Origin of the sequence: Marinomonas piezotolerans (assembly GCF_003362755.1) — a bacterium.
In the GTDB taxonomy this organism is placed as follows: Bacteria; Pseudomonadota; Gammaproteobacteria; order Pseudomonadales; family Marinomonadaceae; genus Marinomonas; species Marinomonas piezotolerans.
Genome location: NZ_QKRA01000009.1, coordinates 24,607 through 45,823, shown reverse-complemented (window position 1 = coordinate 45,823; position 21,217 = coordinate 24,607). Strand labels below are relative to the sequence as shown.

Below are 21,217 nucleotides of genomic sequence, written 5' to 3'. Positions count from 1 at the left end.
ATGGCGACTTTGTTCGTGTCGCCATGGTTGGTCAAGGATGGCTATTTCTTTTTCCCCTTTTTATTGGCCAGCCATAAAAATTGATAGGGCATCAGGGTGATGTGCGCCATACGATCTTCATAGCGATTGTCTGTAATTAAGTCCCACCAATCGTCGGTTGCTATTAGGTTTAACTCAGCTAAGTTAAAGGTTTGTGGTTCATCACTGATATTGTATATCGCAAACAAGCTTTGACGTCTGTCCAAGCTTTGTCTCCAAAACGCGAACAGCTTGTCTCCGGTGTGCAATACATATTGGGTTGCATTAGGGTGAAAGGCGGTTTGACCACGACGAATTTGAATTAGCTCTCTAATGGCATTAAAGACTTTCTGGTGATGAGTCGGCGTATTTAAACGATGTTCAAGGTCGTCCATGTTCCAGATATGGCGATTGATTGATCGGAACTGACCTGTATTGTCAACGCGTTCATGATCGTTTTCTGTACCAAATAGGGAGTGAATATAAAAAGCTGGCAATCCTTCTAACGCGAGCTGAATGCCCGCTGCACACATAAAGCGGGCAAATTGCCATTGGTCTGGCCCCTTACTAACCGAACCACTCAACGCGTCCCAAAGGCTAATATTAATCTCGTATGGTTTGGCCTCTCCTGATGGCGTTGTGCGGGAGCTAACCTTGCCGCCGAATCGTTTCATTGTATTAATCAGGTTGTCTAGCTCCCACTCACTCAGTAGCCCTTCGGTAGGGCGAAGTCCTACACCATCATGAGAGGCAACAAAGTTGAGGTAGGTTGTGCCTTGTTGCGCAGGTGGCATGCGCATCAGCCAGTTCTTTAAGTGATCGCAGCTACCCGTGACCAAAGTATTAATCAACAATGGGGGGAGCGAAAAATTGTAGATCAAGTGGGCTTCATTCGCGTTACCGAAATAGGTTAAGTTTTCCCGATTCGGAATATTAGTCTCAGTAATGATGACCGCATCCGGCGCATAATGCTCTATCATCAGGCGTAGTAAGCGAATCATTTCATGTGTGTTAGGTAGATTAATACACGGTGTACCCGGTGTTTTCCATAGAAAGGCAACAGCGTCTAAGCGGAACCAGCGGATGCCTTTTTCCAGATATAACTTAATAATACTTAAGAACTCGAGCAGCACCGTCGGATTTTCGAAGTTTAGATCAACTTGGTCATGACTGAATGTACACCATACGTGTTTAACGCCCGCCTTGGTTTGAACTTCTCGCAGCAATGGCGATGTTCTAGGTCTCACAACATTACTAATGTCGGTGTTAGGCGACGCTTCATAGAAATAACTTGCGCCGGGCTCTACGCCTGCTTTGAAATTTTCAAACCACATGCTGCGGCTGGAGCAATGGTTGATAACAAGATCCCCCATGACTTTGAAATCTGTTGATAGGGTAGATACATCGCTCCATCTCCCTACTGATGGCTTAACAGAAGTGTAATCCATCACACTGAAGCCGTCATCAGAGCTGTATGGGAAGAATGGGAGCAAATGTACTGTGGAAATACATTGCGCTAACTCTGTCTTCACGAATTTGTGCAACGTCGTCAATGGCGCTTCATCGTCTGTGCGTAGGGTATCCGCGTAGGTGATTAGCATTGTATCCGACTGGTCCCAAATATTACGATGAGGCTGTGGGGACTCCGTTTTTGGGTCGAGACCAAAGGTCGATAAGCAAGTTCGAGTAAATTCACCTGCATCCAAGTGCGGGTAAAGTATTTGAATATGACCAATGAGTCGTTGCTCTAATTGTGAGAGAGGCGCTGAGTCCATAATTACCTACCTTTTTGGTTGGATACTTAATACCTATTGCCGTCGCTTGAGACGATACAGGATAAACAGGGCCTATTTACTAGGCCCAAACTCCTTCATATCTAGCTCAACCGCTTGTTCAAGTTGTTTCATAACGCCTGGGAATGCGCTAACAACGCGATTCCAGCTTGGGATAAAGGGCGCTTCCATTGGGTTTTCTAAGTAGTTGTTACCCGCTTTCATAATGTTGCTTGCGAACAGCTCTACCGCTCGCTCTTCTGAATGAACATCCAGTTTTAAACCATTAATCTCTGCATCATTGCGGTAGGTTTCAATGAAATCTAAGGCTACTCGATAGTAAGTAGCTTTGATCGTTCTGAATGTTTCTTGGTTGAAAACGATGCCATTGGTGGCCAGTTTACGGAATATGGCTTTGGTGATATCAATGGACATTTTGGATAAGCCACCTTCATCATTATCTGCAGATAAATCTTGGTGCTTATGATCATAAATATCTGCAATATCTACTTGGCATAGGCGGTTAGGTGAGTAATTGCGATACATTTCACTGAGTACCCCGATCTCAAGCCCCCAGTCACTCGGAATGCGTAAGTCGGTCATGACATCTCGGCGGAATGAGAATTCACCGGCTAAGGAATAGCGGTAGCTATCTAGATAATCTAAATAATCTAGATGTCCTAGTACTTTTTTTAGTGAGTAGAGTAATGGGGTGACAAGTAATCGGTTCACCCGCCCATTCATTTTTCCGTTTGCGGTTCGTGCGTAGAATCCCTTACAAAACTCGTAACTAAAGTTTGGGTTGGCAACTGGGTAAATCAAGCGTGCCAAAAGGCTGCGATCATAGGTCACGATATCACAATCGTGCATGGCGACTGATTCAGCGTCAGAAGCGGATAGGGTGTAGCCCATACAAAACCAGACATTTCGGCCTTTACCAGGAGCATTTGGAGATAGCGCTTCTCCTTTTAACACTGAGTCTATGTCTCGTAAACGTGGACCATCATTCCAGAGTACTTTGTGTTTTTGAGGAAGCTGAGAGAAAAATTCTAGAGCATGTCGGTATTGCTCTTCTGTCGCGCGATCCAGTCCAATGATGATTTCATCGAGATAAGGGACTTCTTTGAGATGCTTAATAATATTCGGCATCGCATCCGTTTCAAGTTCTGAATAAAGGCACGGAAGGATGAGTGCCATGCGTCTTTTTTTTGCGAATTCACACAGTTCCTTTTCCATGTCTTCGAGCGGACGGTTTGCAAGATTATGCAGTGTTGTAATGATACCGTTCTGGTAGAAATCACCCATAATTATCTCCTAAAGCCTGTCTTTATAAGCTGCTCACTTTCATTGGTGGCAGTGTGATTGTTATACGTATCCTTCGATGCTCAATACCTTGTCGATCGCTTCGCTCCAACCAGCTGGTCCGTAGGATTCTGTGATCCAGACATCTGTTCGTTTTGGAATTTCTGGAGGAATATGCACAGGTGAGCGAACGACCACAGGGATATCTGCGTGCCGAATCATTTCGACGTCGTTTTCACCATCGCCTAACGCGATGATTTTGGTCGGCGCATCGTATTTTTCTTGGTATTTCTCGTTTAGCCAAGCCATTGCTACGGCCTTGTCACAGTCTTGTCCCATGAGATGAACAAAGCGACCGCCTTTTTGAACTTTGACCCCATGTTTGGCCATATCTGTTTTGAACGTTTCCAATGCCAAATTGGAGTCTTTCCAAATAAGTGGTTCGGTGAATTCACGACGTAAAGAAAGGGAGGCGCTTGCGCAATCTAGCCCTGTGAACTCGGCAAGTTGTTCGGGAGAAAGGTCGCTATAGCTGATGAAGTCAAAGCGTTCAGCAAATGCAAGCGCTAAATCAACTAGGGTCTTACGTTTTGGGCCAAATGCCTTAACCCAATAATCTCCCTTACTTTCCATATCAGAAGACAAGATTAAGTCAGCAGATTTGGGAATGTAGATAGCGGCACCGTTTTCGATAATAAAGGGGTCTCTGTGTCGCAACTCTTGTCGTAAAGAAAGTAATTCAGAATACGTTTTGCTGGTATTGATAATGCACGGAATACCCAGTGTTTTGAGAGAGGTCAAGGTTGTGCTGGCGGCTGTAAAGCTGTAATCAAAATGGTCCAGCAAGGTTCCATCTAAATCTGTAAAAACGATCAGTTTCGATGTCATGCGATCAGACGAAGATGCCGTTTTTGGCAGCCTCATCCTTTCCTCCTAAGTAATATATGAAGGGTCAATGCAACCTTAGCTTGCAAGGACCTAGTCAAAGTTGAAATGACTAATGTGATAACTAAAGCAATTTGCTTGCCAGAGAGTTACTAAAAGTCAGAAAGGGATTGAGTTTAGCGTCACTGCAAAACAATTTGATGACAGCCGAAGCGTTACCAGAGTTGAGATTCAGTAGATCTTATTGATTAGAGTTACACATAGGAACTAACTGTATATCCGGAGTGCTTGGCTAGCGGCATTCGGACGTTATTGAACTTTTAAGATGCCACAATGGCTTGGGAAAAGTATCTCAAATGCTTCTTTTTGGTGCGCTAATTTGTCTTGCACGACATTGATGCATAGCTGTGTGCAATTTTTGAACGTTTTAAAATGCGCTTGCCCTGTTAGTGCTTGAAGCAATTAATGCTGCGGATGAATTGACCTATTGGTGACTTGTATGGGGGATTGTATTTGTTATGGTTATTTCGACTCTTTTCACAAAAAGGGGTCTTAAAAATTGATCGTTTGCAGTACTATTTCAGTAGATTATTTTAGAAAAGAAGAAAAACCCGAATTTTGTTCTGAATTATTTTAAAATTCGAGATTTGATTTTTCCTGAAAGATCCTCATTTTTCTTAATCGCTCAGCTATAGGCAGGCTAAATATGGACTCTAAAACGGGTATCCCCCGTCCTCAAATTCAATCGCTAAATGACATTCTTCCGCAAGAGCCGCTGCTCATGATGGGGGCCGGTCCTGTTCCGATCCCTGAACGTGTGGCCAAAGCAAACTCTGTTGTGATTAATCATTTAGGCCCCACAATGGCCAAAGTGATCGATCAGGTTAAGCAGATGGCCCGATATGTATTCCAGACGGAATCCAAATGGGTGCTTGGAGTAGCGGGGCCGGCATCTGCTGCGATGGAAATGTCAGCGGTAAATTTGTTGCAGCCTGGCGAAAAGATACTGTGTTTGAATAACGGCTTCTTCAGCCATCGTATGGCGGAAATGGCAACTCGAGCTGGAGCGGAAGTGCATGAGCTGCATATTCCTGTGCATGAAGCAGCTGACCCTGAACGTGTGCGCAAAGCAATTGAGAAAGTGCGTCCGAAAGTGATCAGTATGGTTCAAGGTGAGACATCGAACACTGTTTGCAATTACACCTTAAAAGATATTGCAGCGATTGCTAAATCCTACGGCTGCTTAGTCGTGGTTGATGCGGTTTGTACGTTGAGTACTATGCCTTTGAAAATGGATGAATGGAACGTTGATTGTGTAATCACCGGCGGCCAAAAGGGCTTGTCATCTATCCCGGGTGTATCGTTAGTCGCTTTTTCAGATGCAGCTTGGAAGGTCATCGAAGACCGTTCTTCACCGCTAACACACTGGTGTTTTGATGCTCGTTTGGCTGAAAACTTTTGGCACCGTGATGGTTACCATTATACCGCTCCAGTGTCTGGCATTATGGCGCTCCATGAAGCGCTAGCGCTTGTGTGTGAAGAAACACTCGAACTCAGATTTTCTCGCCACGAGCGCTGCTCGAAAGCACTGCAAGCGGGTATTGAAGGTATGGGCCTAGAGTTGTTTATTAAAGAGAAAGAGGCGCGTTTGAACTCGGTGGTTGGGATCAATATCCCTGAGACGTTGACTGCAAAGCAAATCTGCGATCACATTTCTGATGTCTATCGTGTTGAAATCGCTGGATCGTTTGGTCAGCCTATTGTCCGCATTGGGCAAATGGGTGAACAGTGTCGAGAGCACAATTTGTTCCGAACGCTTCATGCTTTTGGCAGTACCATGAGAGACCTAGGGATCCGAGTTGATCAGCCAAACGGTATGGCTGAAATGGAATCATATTTACAAAGTACTTCTCAACGACGTACTCGAAGCGTTGCCTAGCGACTGAAGATCACATTATTAGACTAGGTTTCCTTTAAAACCCATTATGGATGTACCGTAATGGGTTTTTATTGTTATGTATTGCAACTATCGCATTGGATGTCTTAATGAATGCGTTTTTGTTGCATGCGCCGTAAAAACTCTCCCATTATTTGCATGTAAAGTTCGTCACCTAGATATTTGTCCTCAACACCGCGATCAATGCTTGGGTTGTCGTTCACTTCGATTACATAACCTCGTCCCTTATGTTCTTTCACATCGACGCCATACAATCCATTACCAATAGGCTTTGTCGCAGCAATCGCTGCCTGTAAGACACTGCGAGGTACTTCAAAAGTCGGTAGGGTGTCAAAGCCTCCACTCTCACTCGTGCTCTCGGCGTGTTGATAAATTTGCCAGTGATCCTTCACCATGTAATAGCGACAGGCATAGATTGGTTTATTGTTCAGAATGCCAATTCGCCAATCAAACTCCGTGTAGAGATACTCTTGTACAAGCAGCAAGCTGGACTTTTTAAAGAGAGTCGCTAAACATGCTTCCAATTCGACTCGGTTTTTAGCTTTTTCCACGCCTTTTGAGAAGGCACCGTCAGGAATTTTGACGACCATTGGATAGCTGATGGCGTGTTCCAAGTTGGCAATCATATCTAGTTCGCCTTTATGGATGATGCGTGTCTTTGGGCACGGTACTTTGTGAGTGTTAAACAGATCGGCAAGATATACTTTGTTAGTGCAGCGCATGATTGATTGAGGATCATCCATGACAACCAGTCCGCTAGCTTCTGCCTTTTTGGCAAATTGATAAGTGTGATGATCTATGTTTGTGGTTTCTCGAATGAACAGGCCATCATATTCAGCAAGACGAACGATATCTTTAGGTCCTATCTGGTCAACTTGAATGCCAAGTTGCTTGCCAGCTTGCACAAATTTTTTAAGCGCTTGAGTGTCGCTTGGAGGCATGGCTTCGTCTGGATTGACTAACATCGCAAGATCAAATTTAATGCTGCGACTTTTTCGGGCTCGCTGCCAGACTTTATTGCTGAATTGATCTAAAGCGTCGGCAAAGAGTGTTTCTTCCTCGTCATTAAGGTTGCTATGGGACGTTGCTTTGAGTGCTTTTACTTGCCATTGTTTTTTATAGGACAGCGTAAACTCAATCACGGGACATGGGAATTTTTCAAACAGCTTGCGTGAAAACTCTTTTAGCTCAGGAACAAGAGTGTTGCCGAATACGGAGTGGCCTTTGATTACTTTTGGTTCATCAGGTTTACCTAGCTTTTCGGCGAGCAATGGTAGCCACTGCGATAGCTCAATATCGTAGAGTGCTTTTTTATTGAGGTCGTTCAATACGCGTACGGATGGCATCACGTTGTGGCCGCGACTCTCTGCTAACAGAGAGCAATAATAACCGTCCGACAAATATCGGCTGCTCTTGCATAAATTGATGATGCGTGTCCGGTCATTTGGCTTTGTGGTGAGGGTTAAATACTGGGGGAACGTAATCACTCGGTCGCTCGGAGAAAAAGCAGTCCAGTCTTTTAAATGATCAACGATTATATAGGTTTGAGCCATACCACATGCCCCTTAAAATGGGTTGTTGAGATAGCCGGATAATGCGCTTTTTTATGGCTGGAGAACAGCTTTTTTGATGCTTGTTTTATGCTTTTTTTGAGCTGTTTATTTTTGCTTTTAAAGCATAGAATTCGCTCCTGTTGACTGGTGTGGATATGGATCCAAGAGGCCTTAAAATGAGTTCGAGTGTCGTGATTAGAGTGGCGCAAATGGGAGACCTTGACGCGCTGGATGCGTTGGAAAAAGCGTCTTTTCATGCTGACCGTATGAGCCGCAGGAGTCTTCGTCATGGCATAAAGTCTGAAGCTTCGGTCATGCTGATTGCTCATGACTCCATTGGCGAGCAGCTACTTGGGTACGCATTGGTACATCTATTTAAAGGAAGAGCTCATGCGCGTTTATATTCTCTTGCCGTGTCACCGAGTTCTCGTGGCAAAGGGATTGGAGCGCAGTTGCTTGAGCATTCAGAAAAAGCGGCTGCAAAACATGGCTGTATATCGCTACGCTTGGAAGTCAGTGAATCCAATTTAGTGGCAATAGAACTGTATGAAAAAGCAGGTTTTCGTCGTTTTGGCCGTTACAGCGAATATTATCAGGACGCAAGTTCCGCTATACGCATGCATAAAAGAGTTCGATTGTTGGATGATTCAAGTACATTGATGGATGTTCCATATGTAAGTCAAAGGACGCCGTTTACTTGTGGTCCCGCGTCGCTGCTTATGGTTTTGAGTGCCTCAAAGTGTTCACCCAATATCGAATTTGGGCTCGAGCTGGATATCTGGCGCGAGGCCACCACTATATATATGACAAGTGGCCACGGAGGATGTCATCCGTTAGGGTTGGCTTTAGCGGGTGCTAAACGAGGTCTCGAAAGTCAGGTTTGGTTAAGTGATGATCAAGTATTGTTTGCGGATGGGGTGCGAGATGACCTTAAGAAAGAGGTGTTGAGTGTTACTCATCATCAATTTTTAGCGTTATGCGAAGCGCAAAAGATTCCTGTGAGTTATGAGCCTTTGTCGATGAGTCAGTTAACCAGTGCAGTCGATGAAGGCAATTGGGTATTGGTGTTGATTAGTACCTATCGTTTAGATAACAAGAAAGCGCCTCATTGGGTTGTAGTCACAGGTTATGACGAACAGCATATCTATGTCCATGACCCAGATTGTGAGCAAGACGCATCTTTAGTTGAATGTCAGTTTGTGCCAGTTTTGAAAAGGGAGTTTGAAAAAATGAGTAAGTTTGGCCGCTCCAAACTAAGAGCGGCCGTGGTGTTCGGTATTAACGAAGGATGATAACAGGTACTTCACAGTCCGTGAGCATCTTAGTTGTATTGCTTCCGACAAAGAACTGCCGCACTTTGGAGTGTGCGTAGGCTCCCATCGCTATTAGCCCTATATTGTTGGTTTGCTGGTAGTTGAGCAGAGCTGAATGAATGCTATCACCCTTAATAAGGTGCGCTTCGACATCGAACCCTAATCCATCCAATTTAGCCTTTGCAGTATCAAGGGTCATTTTCTCATCGGATTTATTGCGTTTCACCATAACCAAATGACAGGGGATGTCTTTCAATAGGGGGCTTTGTGCAATGCGCTCTAACGCGGCTACTGCTGTCTCGCGACCATCGTATGCAACCATAAAGCTTTCCGGCTTTTTGAACTCATTTGAGATCACTAGGATAGGTTGAGAAAGTGCACGCGCGGCACTTTCGACGTTGGAGCCTAGTACGTCATTACGTGGGTGGTGAGTGCCTTGTTTGCCCATAACAAATAAACGGGTAGTACTTTGTATGGATTCGAGTGTGTCTACAAAATCACCATGGCGTTGTAGCGTCGTTATCGTAGCGACTTTATCAGAAGCGTAACTCTGAGCGGCATTGAGCATAAGTTGACCATTTTCTAGCGCGAGGCTGGCGCGCTTCTCGTCCAACTCTGTGAGCGCGGACAGCAAATGTTCACGGCTACTAAAGCCAATGGTGCCTGATAAATCACGTTCTGTATCAGCGGTTTTCTCCAGTGCGTGGAGAAGAACGAGAGGTGCATCTAGCTTGTTGGCAACCCATGCTGATGCTTCTAATATATTTTGTGTTTGGCTTGAGCCGTCTACGCATGCAAGAATGTTTTCCATAGGTCGTTCCCCTTAGTGTCCGCTCATGATGCTGTCGGCGTCTGGTTTATCATGTACACCGAACTTATCTACAACTGTTGCTGTTGCTTCATTCATACCAATGACTTCTACTTTAGCTCCTTCACGGCGGAACTTGATGACGACCTTGTCTAATGCTGACACGGAAGTGATGTCCCAAAAATGCGCTTGCGATAAATCTATTACAACATTTTGTACGGCTTCCTTGAAATCAAAGTAATCCACAAACTTTTCCGAGGAGGCAAAAAAGACTTGGCCCACTACTTTATAAGTACGTGTTGTCTCTGTGCTTTCTTCTTTTGTTTTGACGACCATAAAGCGGCCGATCTTATTAGCAAAGAATAAAGAAGCTAACAACACCCCAACAAAGACACCAAGTGCCAAATTGTGAGTGGCCACAACAATGGCGACCGTTGCAAGCATAACGATATTGGTCGACATAGGATGTTTCTTGAGGTCGATAATAGACTGCCAAGAGAAAGTGCCGATGGAAACCATGATCATCACAGCGACCAATGCGGCCATTGGAATTTGGCTGATGAGTTCATCTAGGAATACCACCATTATCAGTAGTAATACGCCCGCAAAAAAAGTCGATAAGCGGCAGCGACCGCCAGATTTAATGTTAATAACAGATTGTCCGATCATTGCGCAGCCCGCCATGCCTCCGAGTAAGCTGGAGCCCATGTTGGCAATACCTTGTCCTTTACACTCGCGGTTTCGATCGCTGGTGGTGTCTGTCAGATCATCAACGATTGTTGCGGTCATCATAGACTCTAAAAGCCCAACGACTGCTAGTCCCAATGAGTAGGGGAGGATGATAAGAAGAGTGTCTAAATTTAATGGCACGTCTGGCAATAGGAATATCGGTAGCGAATCCGGTAGTTCACCCATATCACCTACGGTTCGAATGTCTAAGCCTATGGCCATAGCAAAAGCGGTTAAAACAACAATGCATACTAGTGGGCTTGGAAGTGTCTTACCTATGACCGGTATGTAAGGGAATAGATAGATGATTCCGAGCCCTGCTGCAGTCATCGCGTACACATGCCATGTGACGTTTGTTAACTCTGGTAGTTGAGCCATAAAAATCAGTATCGCCAGTGCGTTAACAAATCCTGTAACCACTGATCGCGATACAAATCGCATTAGGCCGCCAAGCTTTAAATACCCCGCAGCGACTTGGAATACGCCACAAAGAAAACTTGCAGCCAGAAGGTATTCAAGACCATGTTCTTTAACCAAGGTCACCATTAATAATGCCATGGCTCCCGTTGCCGCAGAGATCATACCAGGGCGTCCGCCTAGAAAAGAAATGATCACTGCAATACAAAATGATGCATAAAGACCTACTTTGGGATCTACGCCAGCAATAATGGAAAACGCTATGGCCTCTGGAATTAACGCCAACGCGACTACCGTCCCCGACAATACGTCACCACGTATGTTCGAGAACCATTCTCTTTTTAATGTATCAGTCATGGACACCCTTTTAATTAATTGATTTGGCAGCAGACGAAGCCAGGCACGTTGCATGCCTTAATGCTGCGAAATGAAGGTTGGCATTATAAAGAGTCAGGATTATGAAGGCAATTTAAGCGGGGCGAGTAAAGACTGTACCTTAGTACAATAGATTATGTTGCCAAGCGGGGCTATGGTTGTGTACAGCTGAAAAATTTATATTAGGGAATCATCATGAGCGACAATCAAGTTTCATTTGCAACGTTAGGTAACGCCGTAGGTTTTGTAGTGCAAATCACGGGTACGGTTCGAGTCCAGTCTATTGACGGGCAAGAGCGTGTAATCAAAGCCGGTGACCCAATATTTTACGGTGAGACAGTCATTGCGGTAGGTAATGGCAGTGCCACAATTGAATTTACCGATGGCAACCAGGTTGTTGTTGCGAATGAGGCCGTTGTAGAAATAACCGAGGAAGTTTTCAGCTTTGGCGATGGGCAAGAGCTCGTTGCTGATTCCTCTGCAGAATTTGATGAACTGCAACAAGCCATTTTGGATGGCCAAGATCCGACCCAAATACAAGATGCTCCAGCTGCAGGTGACTCTACTATCAATGACGGCGACGATACTGTCGATGTCAATATCGATCGCTCTAACAAACAAGCTCTTCCCGAATACGGCTATGACACAGATAACAGTCGTGAAGTGTCCACTGGTGGTAGTTCTTTCTATGGCCGGGAAGTGGCGCCTGATCCATTTGCGTTTGTCGAACAGCGTTCTGTAACAAACACTGATTCAAGTTCTACACCGTCTGAGACTGGTAGTGCCAGTAGCAGCGCTCCTTCAGCTCCAAATGTAACCATTAAAGACGCTACAACTGATGGTCAAGTAAATGTCACCATTTCTTTAGAGGATACAGGTGCTGTTGAGGGTGATACCTTGACCGTCAATGGTAGAGAGATTGTATTGACGGCGGACGACATTGCAGCAGGTCAGATCGACACAACTGTCGATGCCCCTGCTGAAGGTGAAACGTTAACCGTTGAGGCAACCATTACCGATTCATCAGGTAATGTATCGAACCCTGGCACAGATAGTACGGATCTGGATGTTACTGCTCCAAGCGCTCCAGGCGTCACTATTAAAGATTCAACGGCGGATGGCCAAGTAAATGTCACCATTTCTTTAGAGGATACAGGTGCTGTTGAGGGTGATACCTTGACCGTCAATGGTAAAGAGATTGTATTGACGGCGGACGACATTGCAGCAGGTCAGGTAGATACCACCGTTGATGCGCCAGCGGAAGGTGAGACGTTAGTAGTCGAGGCAACCATTACTGATTCATCAGGTAATGTATCGAACCCTGGTACAGATAGTACGGATCAGGATGTTACCGCACCAAGTGCTCCAAGTGTGATTATTACTGAAGATGTTAATAAGGACGGTTTCATCAATGCAGCAGAACTTGATGGTCAGGTAAATGTAACCATTTCACTGACAGACACTGGAGCGGTTGAAGGTGATACTTTGACAGTGAATGGGTCAGAAATTGAGTTGACGGCTTCCCATATCAGTGCCGGTGAGGTGTTGACCACTGTAGATGCTCCTGTTGAAGGTTCGACAGTAACTGTCGAGGCGAGCATTACAGATGCGGCCGGTAATTCTTCTGCGAACGGTTCTGATAGCGCCGTGTTAGATACGACGGCTACAGCTGGTGTGGTGACGGTTGATGCGATCACTACAGACGATGTGATCAATGCAGCAGAAGCATCAGGTGCTGTAGTTGTGACGGGTAGTGCAATAGGTGGCGATATCGCAGAAGGCGATGCCGTTACGATGACCATCAATGGCAACGTTTATGATACAACGGTCGATGCTTCAGGAAACTGGTCGGTCGATGTGGCAGGATCTGACCTTGCAGCGGATACGGCGTTCGATGCGGTTGTAAATTCGGTGGATGATGTTGGCAACACAGTCCGAAGTATCGGAAGTTCAGTTCATGGTGTGGATTCCTCTCCGTTAGTGATCAACTTAGATATAGACCCAATTACTGATGACTCTATTTTAAATGCCGCTGAGGCGAGCGGTACGGTCACAGTCACGGGTTCTGTTTCTGGAGACCAGTTTGATTCTGGATCTATTATCCTTACCGTTAATGGTAAAACATATCCAGGGCAACTAGATGGTCGGAACTTTTCTATAGAGGTGGATGGTTCTGACTTGGCTGCTGACATAGATAGCCTTGTAGAAGGTGCCGTGACTGTTGAGAATGCTATTGGTCAAACTGGCCAGAGTGTTTCAACTGAATCATATTTCGTAGATACTGCTGCGCGAGCAACAATTCGTGTAGATTCTATTACATCGGATGATGTTGTTAGCGCTGCTGAGGCTCAAACAACGATTACTGTTTCTGGTCGTGTAGGCTTTGATGCACAGGCAGGTGACGTTGTCAGTTTTGAAGTTAATGGTTCTTCATACCAAGCAACCGTCCAAGCTAACAAAACTTGGTCTGTAGATGTATTGGGGGCTGATTTAGCGGCTGATACATCTTTTGTCGCTTCAGTTTCGGGTACTGATAATGCAGGAAATCCTTATTTTGCATCTGCTAATTCAACTCATACTGTTGATCTTGTAGCGACAGCAGGTACCGTCACGATTGATGCGATTACGCCTGATGATGAGATAAGTGCTGCGGAAGCTGCAGGTACAGTGACCGTGACTGGTACAGCCACAGGTGGTGACATCAAGTCTGGCGATCAAGTTGCCCTTGAAATCAATGGCAAGATCTACACAACAACCGTCGACGCAAACGATGAGTGGTCTGTTGATGTGGCGGGGTCTGATCTCGCAGCGGATACGGCGTTTGATGCGGTTGTTAGTTCGAAAGATTCAGTGGGTAACACTGTCAAAAGTGTCGGTTCTTCAACACACTCTGTGGACCTTACGATCGACACAACGACGGTGACGTTGACAACCAGCGATGTGAACGAAGACGCGGCGAGCGTGACCTTCACAGCGACCTTGTCGAATGCGGCCGAAACCGAAGTGACCATCACCACGGATCAGGGCGACATCGTGATCGCGGCAGGCGAAACGACTGGCACCTTGGTGGTTGATACGCAAGACAGCGACGTGTACGTGGATGCTTCAAGCATCACAGCGACCGTGAGTGCAGTGGACGGCGGCAACTTCGAAGCCGTGGACTTCAGCTCAGCGACCGCGACGGCACAAATCACAGATACGATCGACACAACGACGGTGACGTTGACAACCAGCGATGTGAACGAAGACGCGGCGAGCGTGACCTTCACAGCGACCTTGTCGAATGCGGCCGAAACCGAAGTGACCATCACCACGGATCAGGGCGACATCGTGATCGCGGCAGGCGAAACGACTGGCACCTTGGTGGTTGATTTTGGTTCGGATGAAATTCTTGCAGGAAGTATTACTGCTACAGTTACAGATGTATTTGGCGGTAACTACGAGAATGTAGATTTTGAGTCTGCTAATGCAACTGCTCAAATTTTCGATATCACTGCTCCTAATGCCCCAGGAGTAACGATTAGTGAAGATTATAATAATGACGGTTTAATTAGTGCGTCCGAACTTGATGCTCTAATTAATGTAACTATCTCTTTAACTGACACTAATGCGGTAGAAGGTGATACGTTAACTGTAAATGGGGCAGAAATTGAACTTACTGCAGCACATATCACTGCGGGTGAAGTGCTGGTTACTGTTGATGTACCACAAGAAGGTGAGACTTTAACTGTCGAGGCAAGTATTACTGATATAGCCGGTAATAAATCTGATAAAGGCTATGATAGCGCAGTGCTTGATACAGAAGCGACGGCTGGTACGGTGACAGTGAATGCGATCACATCTGATGACGTGATCAACGCGAGTGAAGCGGCAGGCACAGTTGCGGTGTCCGGTACGGCGACAGGTGGCGATATCGCAGAAGGCGATACCGTGACTCTTGAAATCAACGGCGAGACCTACACAACAACGGTTGATGCAAACGGCGAATGGTCTGTTGACGTAGCGGGTTCTGACTTGGCAGCGGATACGGCGTTCGATGCGGTCGTGAGCTCGGAAGATGCCGCGGGCAACACAGTCGAAAGTACAGGTTCTTCAACTCATACCGTTGATACAGAAGCGACGGCTGGTACGGTGACAGTGAATGCGATCACATCTGATGACGTGATCAACGCGAGTGAAGCGGCAGGCACAGTTGCGGTGTCCGGTACGGCGACAGGTGGCGATATCGCAGAAGGCGATACCGTGACTCTTGAAATCAACGGCGAGACCTACACAACAACGGTTGATGCAAACGGCGAATGGTCTGTTGACGTAGCGGGTTCTGACTTGGCAGCGGATACGGCGTTCGATGCGGTCGTGAGCTCGGAAGATGCCGCGGGCAACACAGTCGAAAGTAAAGTGACATCTACGCACTCAGTAGATGTCACCGCATACGCAAATATCGATGTCGATAGAATCACATCTGATAGTATTATCAACTCTTCTGAATCCGCTGAAGGTGTAATAGTTAACGTTACAGGCTGGGTGTCTGGTGAAGCACAGCCAGGTGACACGGTAACGATTTATTTAGAAGGCCAAGCTATTGGAGAAGCTGCCGTATCGACTGATCAAGATAGTTCTGGTCGATACTTGTTCAGTGTACCGGTTGAAGGCTCAGTATTAGCTGCGACTAATCTAGCAAATCCTTTCTTAACAGGCACCGTGACTGGTACAGATGAGGTTGGAAATAGCTTCTCTAGTAGTAATACTGAGATTTATAAAGTTGACCTATTCGCTGATGTGGACGCATTCGTTGAAGAAGCTAATTACGACGGGATAGTTAACTTTGATGAACAAGGTAACGTCATTGTTGGCGGCTGGATTGAGCAAGGAGGTGATGTAACCAGTATCACAATTCAAGATGAAAATGGTGATGAAATTACGATCACTGAAAACGTCAATATTGAAGACGATGGTAGTGGATATTATTACTTTGAAGCGTCGGTTGACGTCTCTGAGCTAGGAGATGGCACTTTGACCGTTGTTGTCGATGTGGTCGATGAGAGTGGCAACCCTGGTCAGTCAGAGCAAATGACGGTAGAGAAAGACACTCAAGTCGCGCCACCTGTAATCACTAATATCACTGATGATTCCAGTGCGTCGGATTACTCAACCGTGACACTGCATGGTACGGGTGAGGCGGGTGCTTTGATAACGCTTTGGGTTCTTCCTGACTCTACGACCGCTGGAAACGACACGCAAACAACAGATGTGTACCAAGAGTTAACGGAAGTGACTACAACCGTTTCATCTTCTGGTACGTGGTCACTGGATGTATCAAACCTTGGGGACGTTCCAGTGAATGACAACGAGTTCTTCAAGGTGACTCAGACAGACACGGCAGGTAATACAAGCGAGTTCTCTAACACAGCTCACTATTGGCATGGAGAATGGGCAAATATTGCTACGGAACAAGGCGATGACTATGTTCTTACCGGATCTGGTAATGATCAGATTCGCGTGAGTGTCGATGACACCAATGATGCTCTAACTATCGATGGCGGCGCCGGTACGGATACGGTTGTCTTCCAGAACTTCGATGCTTCTCAAGCAACGTTCGTGCTTCAAGAAAACGGTAACCTCCAAATCACACGTGGTGATACGGGTGATGTGGTGCTGTTGATTGATGTTGAGAACGTCAAAATTGACGGTGTTACTTATACATTAGATCAGCTGTTTACGCCGACTGTCGTAATTACCGAAGATGCTAATAACGATGGCATTGTCAGCGGTTCTGAATTGGAAGGTAACTTGAATATCCGAGTGGATCTCCCTCTCGGCGCTCAAGCGGGAGATATGGTAACCATCTCGACTGATGATGGTGACGGCTCGCTAAATGTTCTTGTCACTGAGCAGCATATTGCCGATGGTTCGCTTACAGCCGTGATTGATGTTGATACATCTAATGGTAGCGAATTAGAGGTGTCCGCTAAGCTTTCAACGGGTACGCAGTCTAGCAGTGATAATGTCACGTTTGACACCACTGCTAGCGCTGAAGGTGAGCAAGTTGCGATGGACGAAGATGCGCAACCGCTAGTTATTGACGTATTAGCAAATGACGAAGCGGGTGCGACATTGGTATCTGGCAGCGTCTCGGTTGATGAAACGAAAGGAAGTGTGACGGTTAATGAAGATGGAACCATCACATTTACGCCAGCGCTTAACTTTGTCGGTCAGGCTGAGATTACTTATCAGATTCAGGACGAATTTGGTAACGTTGGGTCCGCAACGGCCACTGTTTCTGTGGCAGCGGTTAACGACAAACCAGAGTTGGTATTGAGTGATAGTGATGTATCGGTAAACGAAGACGGGCTTGTGAACGGCGGCACTGACACGGTCGTAACGGGTGCATTTACGTTCTCTGATGTAGATACGTCTGTCACCGATTTGAATGTGACATTAGTCGCTCCTCAAGCGTCGATGACATCAGGTGGCGAGCCTATTACGTGGACGACTGTCGATGGTGCGCTAGTTGGAACAGCAGATGGTGAGACCGTGGTGCGTGTAGAGCTAACATCCGTTGACGCAGGACAGGGTGAATACACAGTTACCTTGCTTGGGCCAGTGGATCACGCAGGGTCTAACGACGCATCGCTATCCTTCGACTTTGGTGTAACAGTCTCTGATGGCTCGCTTACTGATACTCAAAATGTTTCAGTGACAGTTGTCGACGATGCACCTCAGTCTGCAGCGACTTCAGACACTGTAGACATTACGTCTACTGCGGCGTCAAGTTTCTCTGTAGTAGGAATAGCAGGTGGCTTTGCTAACAACGTGTATTCTGATGGAACAAATCAGACGCACGAGAACGAGCTGGATGAAGATAGCCTTATTGACCAAGTAACTTGGACTGATGAAGATGGATCTTCTAATAAGACCTCTTTGACCTTGGCTGATTCAGACCCACAATCTACCTTGTCAATGTCCGATACGTTCACCGTAGGCACGTTCACTCATGTGAATACTGCTATTAGCAGCAGCTATAAGTCACTTGAAACCTCTAAGGTGACCTATGAATTGACGGTAAACATTGCCGGGCAAGATGTGGCAGTAACGCTAACGGCGGATTTAGAGCACGACGCAACGTCTAACTCCAGTGAGCCGAGTGCGGATATTGTTCGTTTAACTAACTTGTCGTCAGAAGAAGTGACTGTGAAAGGCTCGACTTACACCGTTTCTTTGGCTGGTTTTGTCGATGAGGCTGGCAATATAGCAACTAATTTGTCTACGGAAGAAGGTGAGACTAGCGTCGTTTCACTTGCTGCTAAGGTTGAAGTGTCATCCGTCGCTTATGGAGCAGTTATGGGCAACGTAACATTGGCTTCTGATGTGGGTGCAGACGGTGGCGTTATCGTCGCTGAAACGATTACTACTGATGATGGATCGTTGGTAATCAATTCTGATGGAACCTACGAATTTACACCTAGCAGTGCATTCGCTACGAGCATTGAACCGGGTCAATCAGACGAAGCTATCTTCACTTATCAAGTGCGAGATGCCGACGGCGATGTGGTGAACAACCAACTAACGATTACTGTAAATGCTGAGAACAGTGCGCCGGTTGCGACCGACGATAACATTCCAACGTTTGCCGGATTGAGTGGTGAATACTTTGGCCTGAACCAACAAATCAGTAACTTGGAGACCTTCAAATCATTGATTGCGGATAAAGAAGCGGATGCGACCTTTATCGGGGCGGACATTGATTATCAAAGAGGTAGTGGTGATGTTGGTGAGGGGACGCATCTCCAAGACTTCTTAGGAGATGATGCGAGCACATTAAGTAATGATCCAGTTACGACCAGTGATGGCGGTATTCGTTTGTCCGGATACGTTTACTTAGAAGCGGGAACATATAATTTCAAAGTGTATGCGGATGACGGTTACCAAATCAGTGTAGATGGTAATGCTGTAGCGACGGTTGCTAATAACCAATCCCCAAGATCTACAGAACATGACTCCTTTGTTGTGACAGAATCTGGCTATCACAGCATTGAAATGTTGTGGTGGGATCAGGGCGGTGATTATGTGTTCCAGCCAGAGTTGAGTGCTGATGGTGGCGAAACGTACTTCAAACTAGATAGTTCTATATTGACAAGCAACTTGATCGACGGCGTTGTCGCTGAAGCGGGTCAGGCAGTTGTCATTGATGCGGAGGTCTTGTTAGCAAATGATACGGATGCAGACAGTGATACGTTATCAATCACGTCAGTTGACAACGTTGAGAATGGCTACGCGTATCTCAATGTGGATGGTAACGTTGTGTTCGTACCAAATGCGGGCTACACCGGTGAAGCATCGTTTGATTATATCGTTAGCGATGGCCAAGGTGGCATAGACACTGCAACAGCTACTCTCAACGTAAGCGGCTCGAATGACACTGCAAGTGTGACGGTTTCAGTGACTGGCATCATTGGAAATTGGGATGGGTTTGGATCAAAAGCAGAAGTTGTCGACAATGCGACCTATGATGTTGAAAACTATGATCAATGGCATCAATTTGATGGCAGTGATGATCTGATTGACATTAGTAATGATGTTAAAGCTAGCCTGCAAACTGGTAGCGGTGATGACAGCGTATACGTTGGTCATGATCTACACAAAAATGGCGATATTAGTACAGGAAGCGGCAACGACAGCGTTTATATTGACAATGATGTTAAAGCAAGTCTCCAAACCGGAGATGGTGATGATTCTGTTCACGTCGATGATGACCTGAAGAGTGAGGGCTACATTTCCACAGGCAGTGGTAATGATAAAGTCTTTATCAAAGATGAAGTTCAAGCAACCTTGGATCTGGGGTCTGGAAACGATACGGCGACCATTGGCAAGCTTAAAGATGGAGGTCATATCAACCTAGGTAGCGGAAATGACAGCCTATTTGTTTCTGGTAATGTCGATGATGCGTCGATCGATGCAGGAAGTGGAAACGACTATGTCGTTATCAGTGGAAAAATAGATGACGACAGCTGGTTCCAAGGTGGTGAAGGTACGGATTCGATCGTATTTGAAAGCTACACTTATCAGGATTACCTTGATAACGAGGATGGCATCAAATGGAATATTGGTGGTTTTGAGAACATCAAGTTCTCTGATGGCCATGTTATCGGTGATGCAAGTGCCTTTAATACTACGGGTGCGGTAGCTGGCTATGCGGTGGCTGTGAGTATTGCGAATCTTGCTACGGATGAGTCTGTTTCCAGTGTGGTTATCGATGGTGTGCCGGCTGGTGCTAAACTACAGCAAGCTGGAGCAGATCTGACCCAGAATGAAGACGGATCTTATACGGTAACAGTATCTGAAGGCGCTACATCAATCAGTGATCTGACCGTCGTCAGTACATCTGGTGGTGAAGTTGGCGAATTTAACTTAACCGCTTCGATCAGTACCGATGGCGTCAATGATGAGTTGATGGGCACGTCGGATGAAGAAGCGATTGTTGGTTCTTCGAATGATGACTTCCTATCTGGGACGTCCGGAGAAGACAATCTCTTAGGGAACGTCGGAGATGATGTCCTATTTGGTGGCGACGATGAATCGGTTGATGTACTGGTTGGTGGAGCTGGGAAAGATATCTTTATCCTCGATAATGATAACGATCTAAGTGATGGCTTTACTCAAGACATCATCATGGACTTCGATGCCTCTGAAGATGCACTCGATATCTCGGATCTATTGGACTTGCCGTCTGATACGAATTCGGAAGATCAAGATGCAGTGAAAGCGTTCTTGGAAGCCAATGTATCGCTTACTGAAGATGAAGAAGGCGTTAAGCACCTATCTATTGGTGAAGAAGGTAGTGAACAGGAAGTCGCGACCTTTGGAGCTGACAGCGCGGTGGCAGCGGACGACACCATCAGTGTGATCTTCAATAACCAAGAGTACAACATCAATATGGATGGCTAACCTAGGCCACTGTATAAGGTGATCAAAGCCAGCAAAGGGTTATCCCCTTTGCTGGCTTTTCTTTTTCTGGGATTGCGTCCTTCCATGACAGAAAATGTCGCATCATTGATATAGTATTGGGCAAAGTAAAAGATTGATTGGAG

9 protein-coding genes are annotated in these 21,217 nt (G+C 46.0%); 3 read left to right on the top strand and 6 right to left on the bottom strand.

Annotated elements, in window-relative coordinates:
• Positions 1-41 precede the first annotated feature (41 nt).
• From DN730_RS15620 to DN730_RS15610, 3 genes are all read right to left on the bottom strand, one after another.
• Complete coding sequence (locus DN730_RS15620; RefSeq protein WP_115469085.1) at positions 42-1,793, bottom strand: alpha-amylase family glycosyl hydrolase; 1,752 nt, start codon at positions 1,791-1,793, stop codon at positions 42-44.
• 72 nt (positions 1,794-1,865) lie between these two features.
• Positions 1,866-3,095, bottom strand: a complete 1,230-nt coding sequence (locus DN730_RS15615) for a glycosyltransferase family protein (RefSeq protein ID WP_115469084.1) — start codon at positions 3,093-3,095, stop codon at positions 1,866-1,868.
• Positions 3,096-3,155: 60 nt separating this feature from the next.
• On the bottom strand, positions 3,156-4,016 hold the full coding sequence (locus tag DN730_RS15610) for an HAD-IIB family hydrolase (protein ID WP_245957991.1): 861 nt from the start codon (positions 4,014-4,016) through the stop codon (positions 3,156-3,158).
• Positions 4,017-4,683: 667 nt separating this feature from the next.
• Here DN730_RS15610 and DN730_RS15605 point away from each other — a divergent pair.
• Positions 4,684-5,916, top strand: coding sequence for a pyridoxal-phosphate-dependent aminotransferase family protein (locus tag DN730_RS15605; protein ID WP_115469083.1), 1,233 nt, complete (start codon positions 4,684-4,686; stop codon positions 5,914-5,916).
• A 104-nt stretch (positions 5,917-6,020) separates the two neighbouring features.
• On the opposite strand, the gene DN730_RS15600 is transcribed toward DN730_RS15605, so the two are convergent.
• A complete protein-coding gene (locus DN730_RS15600; protein WP_115469082.1) occupies positions 6,021-7,487 on the bottom strand; it encodes a RimK family protein in 1,467 nt (488 codons plus the stop codon).
• Positions 7,488-7,663: 176 nt separating this feature from the next.
• On the opposite strand from DN730_RS15600, the gene DN730_RS15595 reads away from it, so the two are divergent.
• On the top strand, positions 7,664-8,779 hold the full coding sequence (locus DN730_RS15595; RefSeq protein WP_115469081.1) for a GNAT family N-acetyltransferase/peptidase C39 family protein: 1,116 nt from the start codon (positions 7,664-7,666) through the stop codon (positions 8,777-8,779).
• Here DN730_RS15595 and DN730_RS15590 read toward each other — a convergent pair.
• Both DN730_RS15590 and DN730_RS15585 read right to left on the bottom strand, forming a co-directional pair.
• Positions 8,766-9,611 carry a universal stress protein gene (locus tag DN730_RS15590; protein ID WP_115469080.1) on the bottom strand — a complete coding sequence of 282 codons (846 nt, stop codon included), beginning with the start codon at positions 9,609-9,611 and terminating at the stop codon, positions 8,766-8,768. The genes DN730_RS15595 and DN730_RS15590 overlap by 14 nt on opposite strands.
• 12 nt (positions 9,612-9,623) lie before the next feature.
• Positions 9,624-11,111 carry a SulP family inorganic anion transporter gene (locus tag DN730_RS15585; RefSeq protein ID WP_115469079.1) on the bottom strand — a complete coding sequence of 496 codons (1,488 nt, stop codon included), beginning with the start codon at positions 11,109-11,111 and terminating at the stop codon, positions 9,624-9,626.
• Positions 11,112-11,324: 213 nt separating this feature from the next.
• Between DN730_RS15585 and DN730_RS15580 the strand changes: the two genes are divergently transcribed.
• On the top strand, positions 11,325-21,074 hold the full coding sequence (locus DN730_RS15580) for an Ig-like domain-containing protein (protein WP_115469078.1): 9,750 nt from the start codon (positions 11,325-11,327) through the stop codon (positions 21,072-21,074).
• The last annotated feature ends 143 nt before the right edge of the window (positions 21,075-21,217 follow it).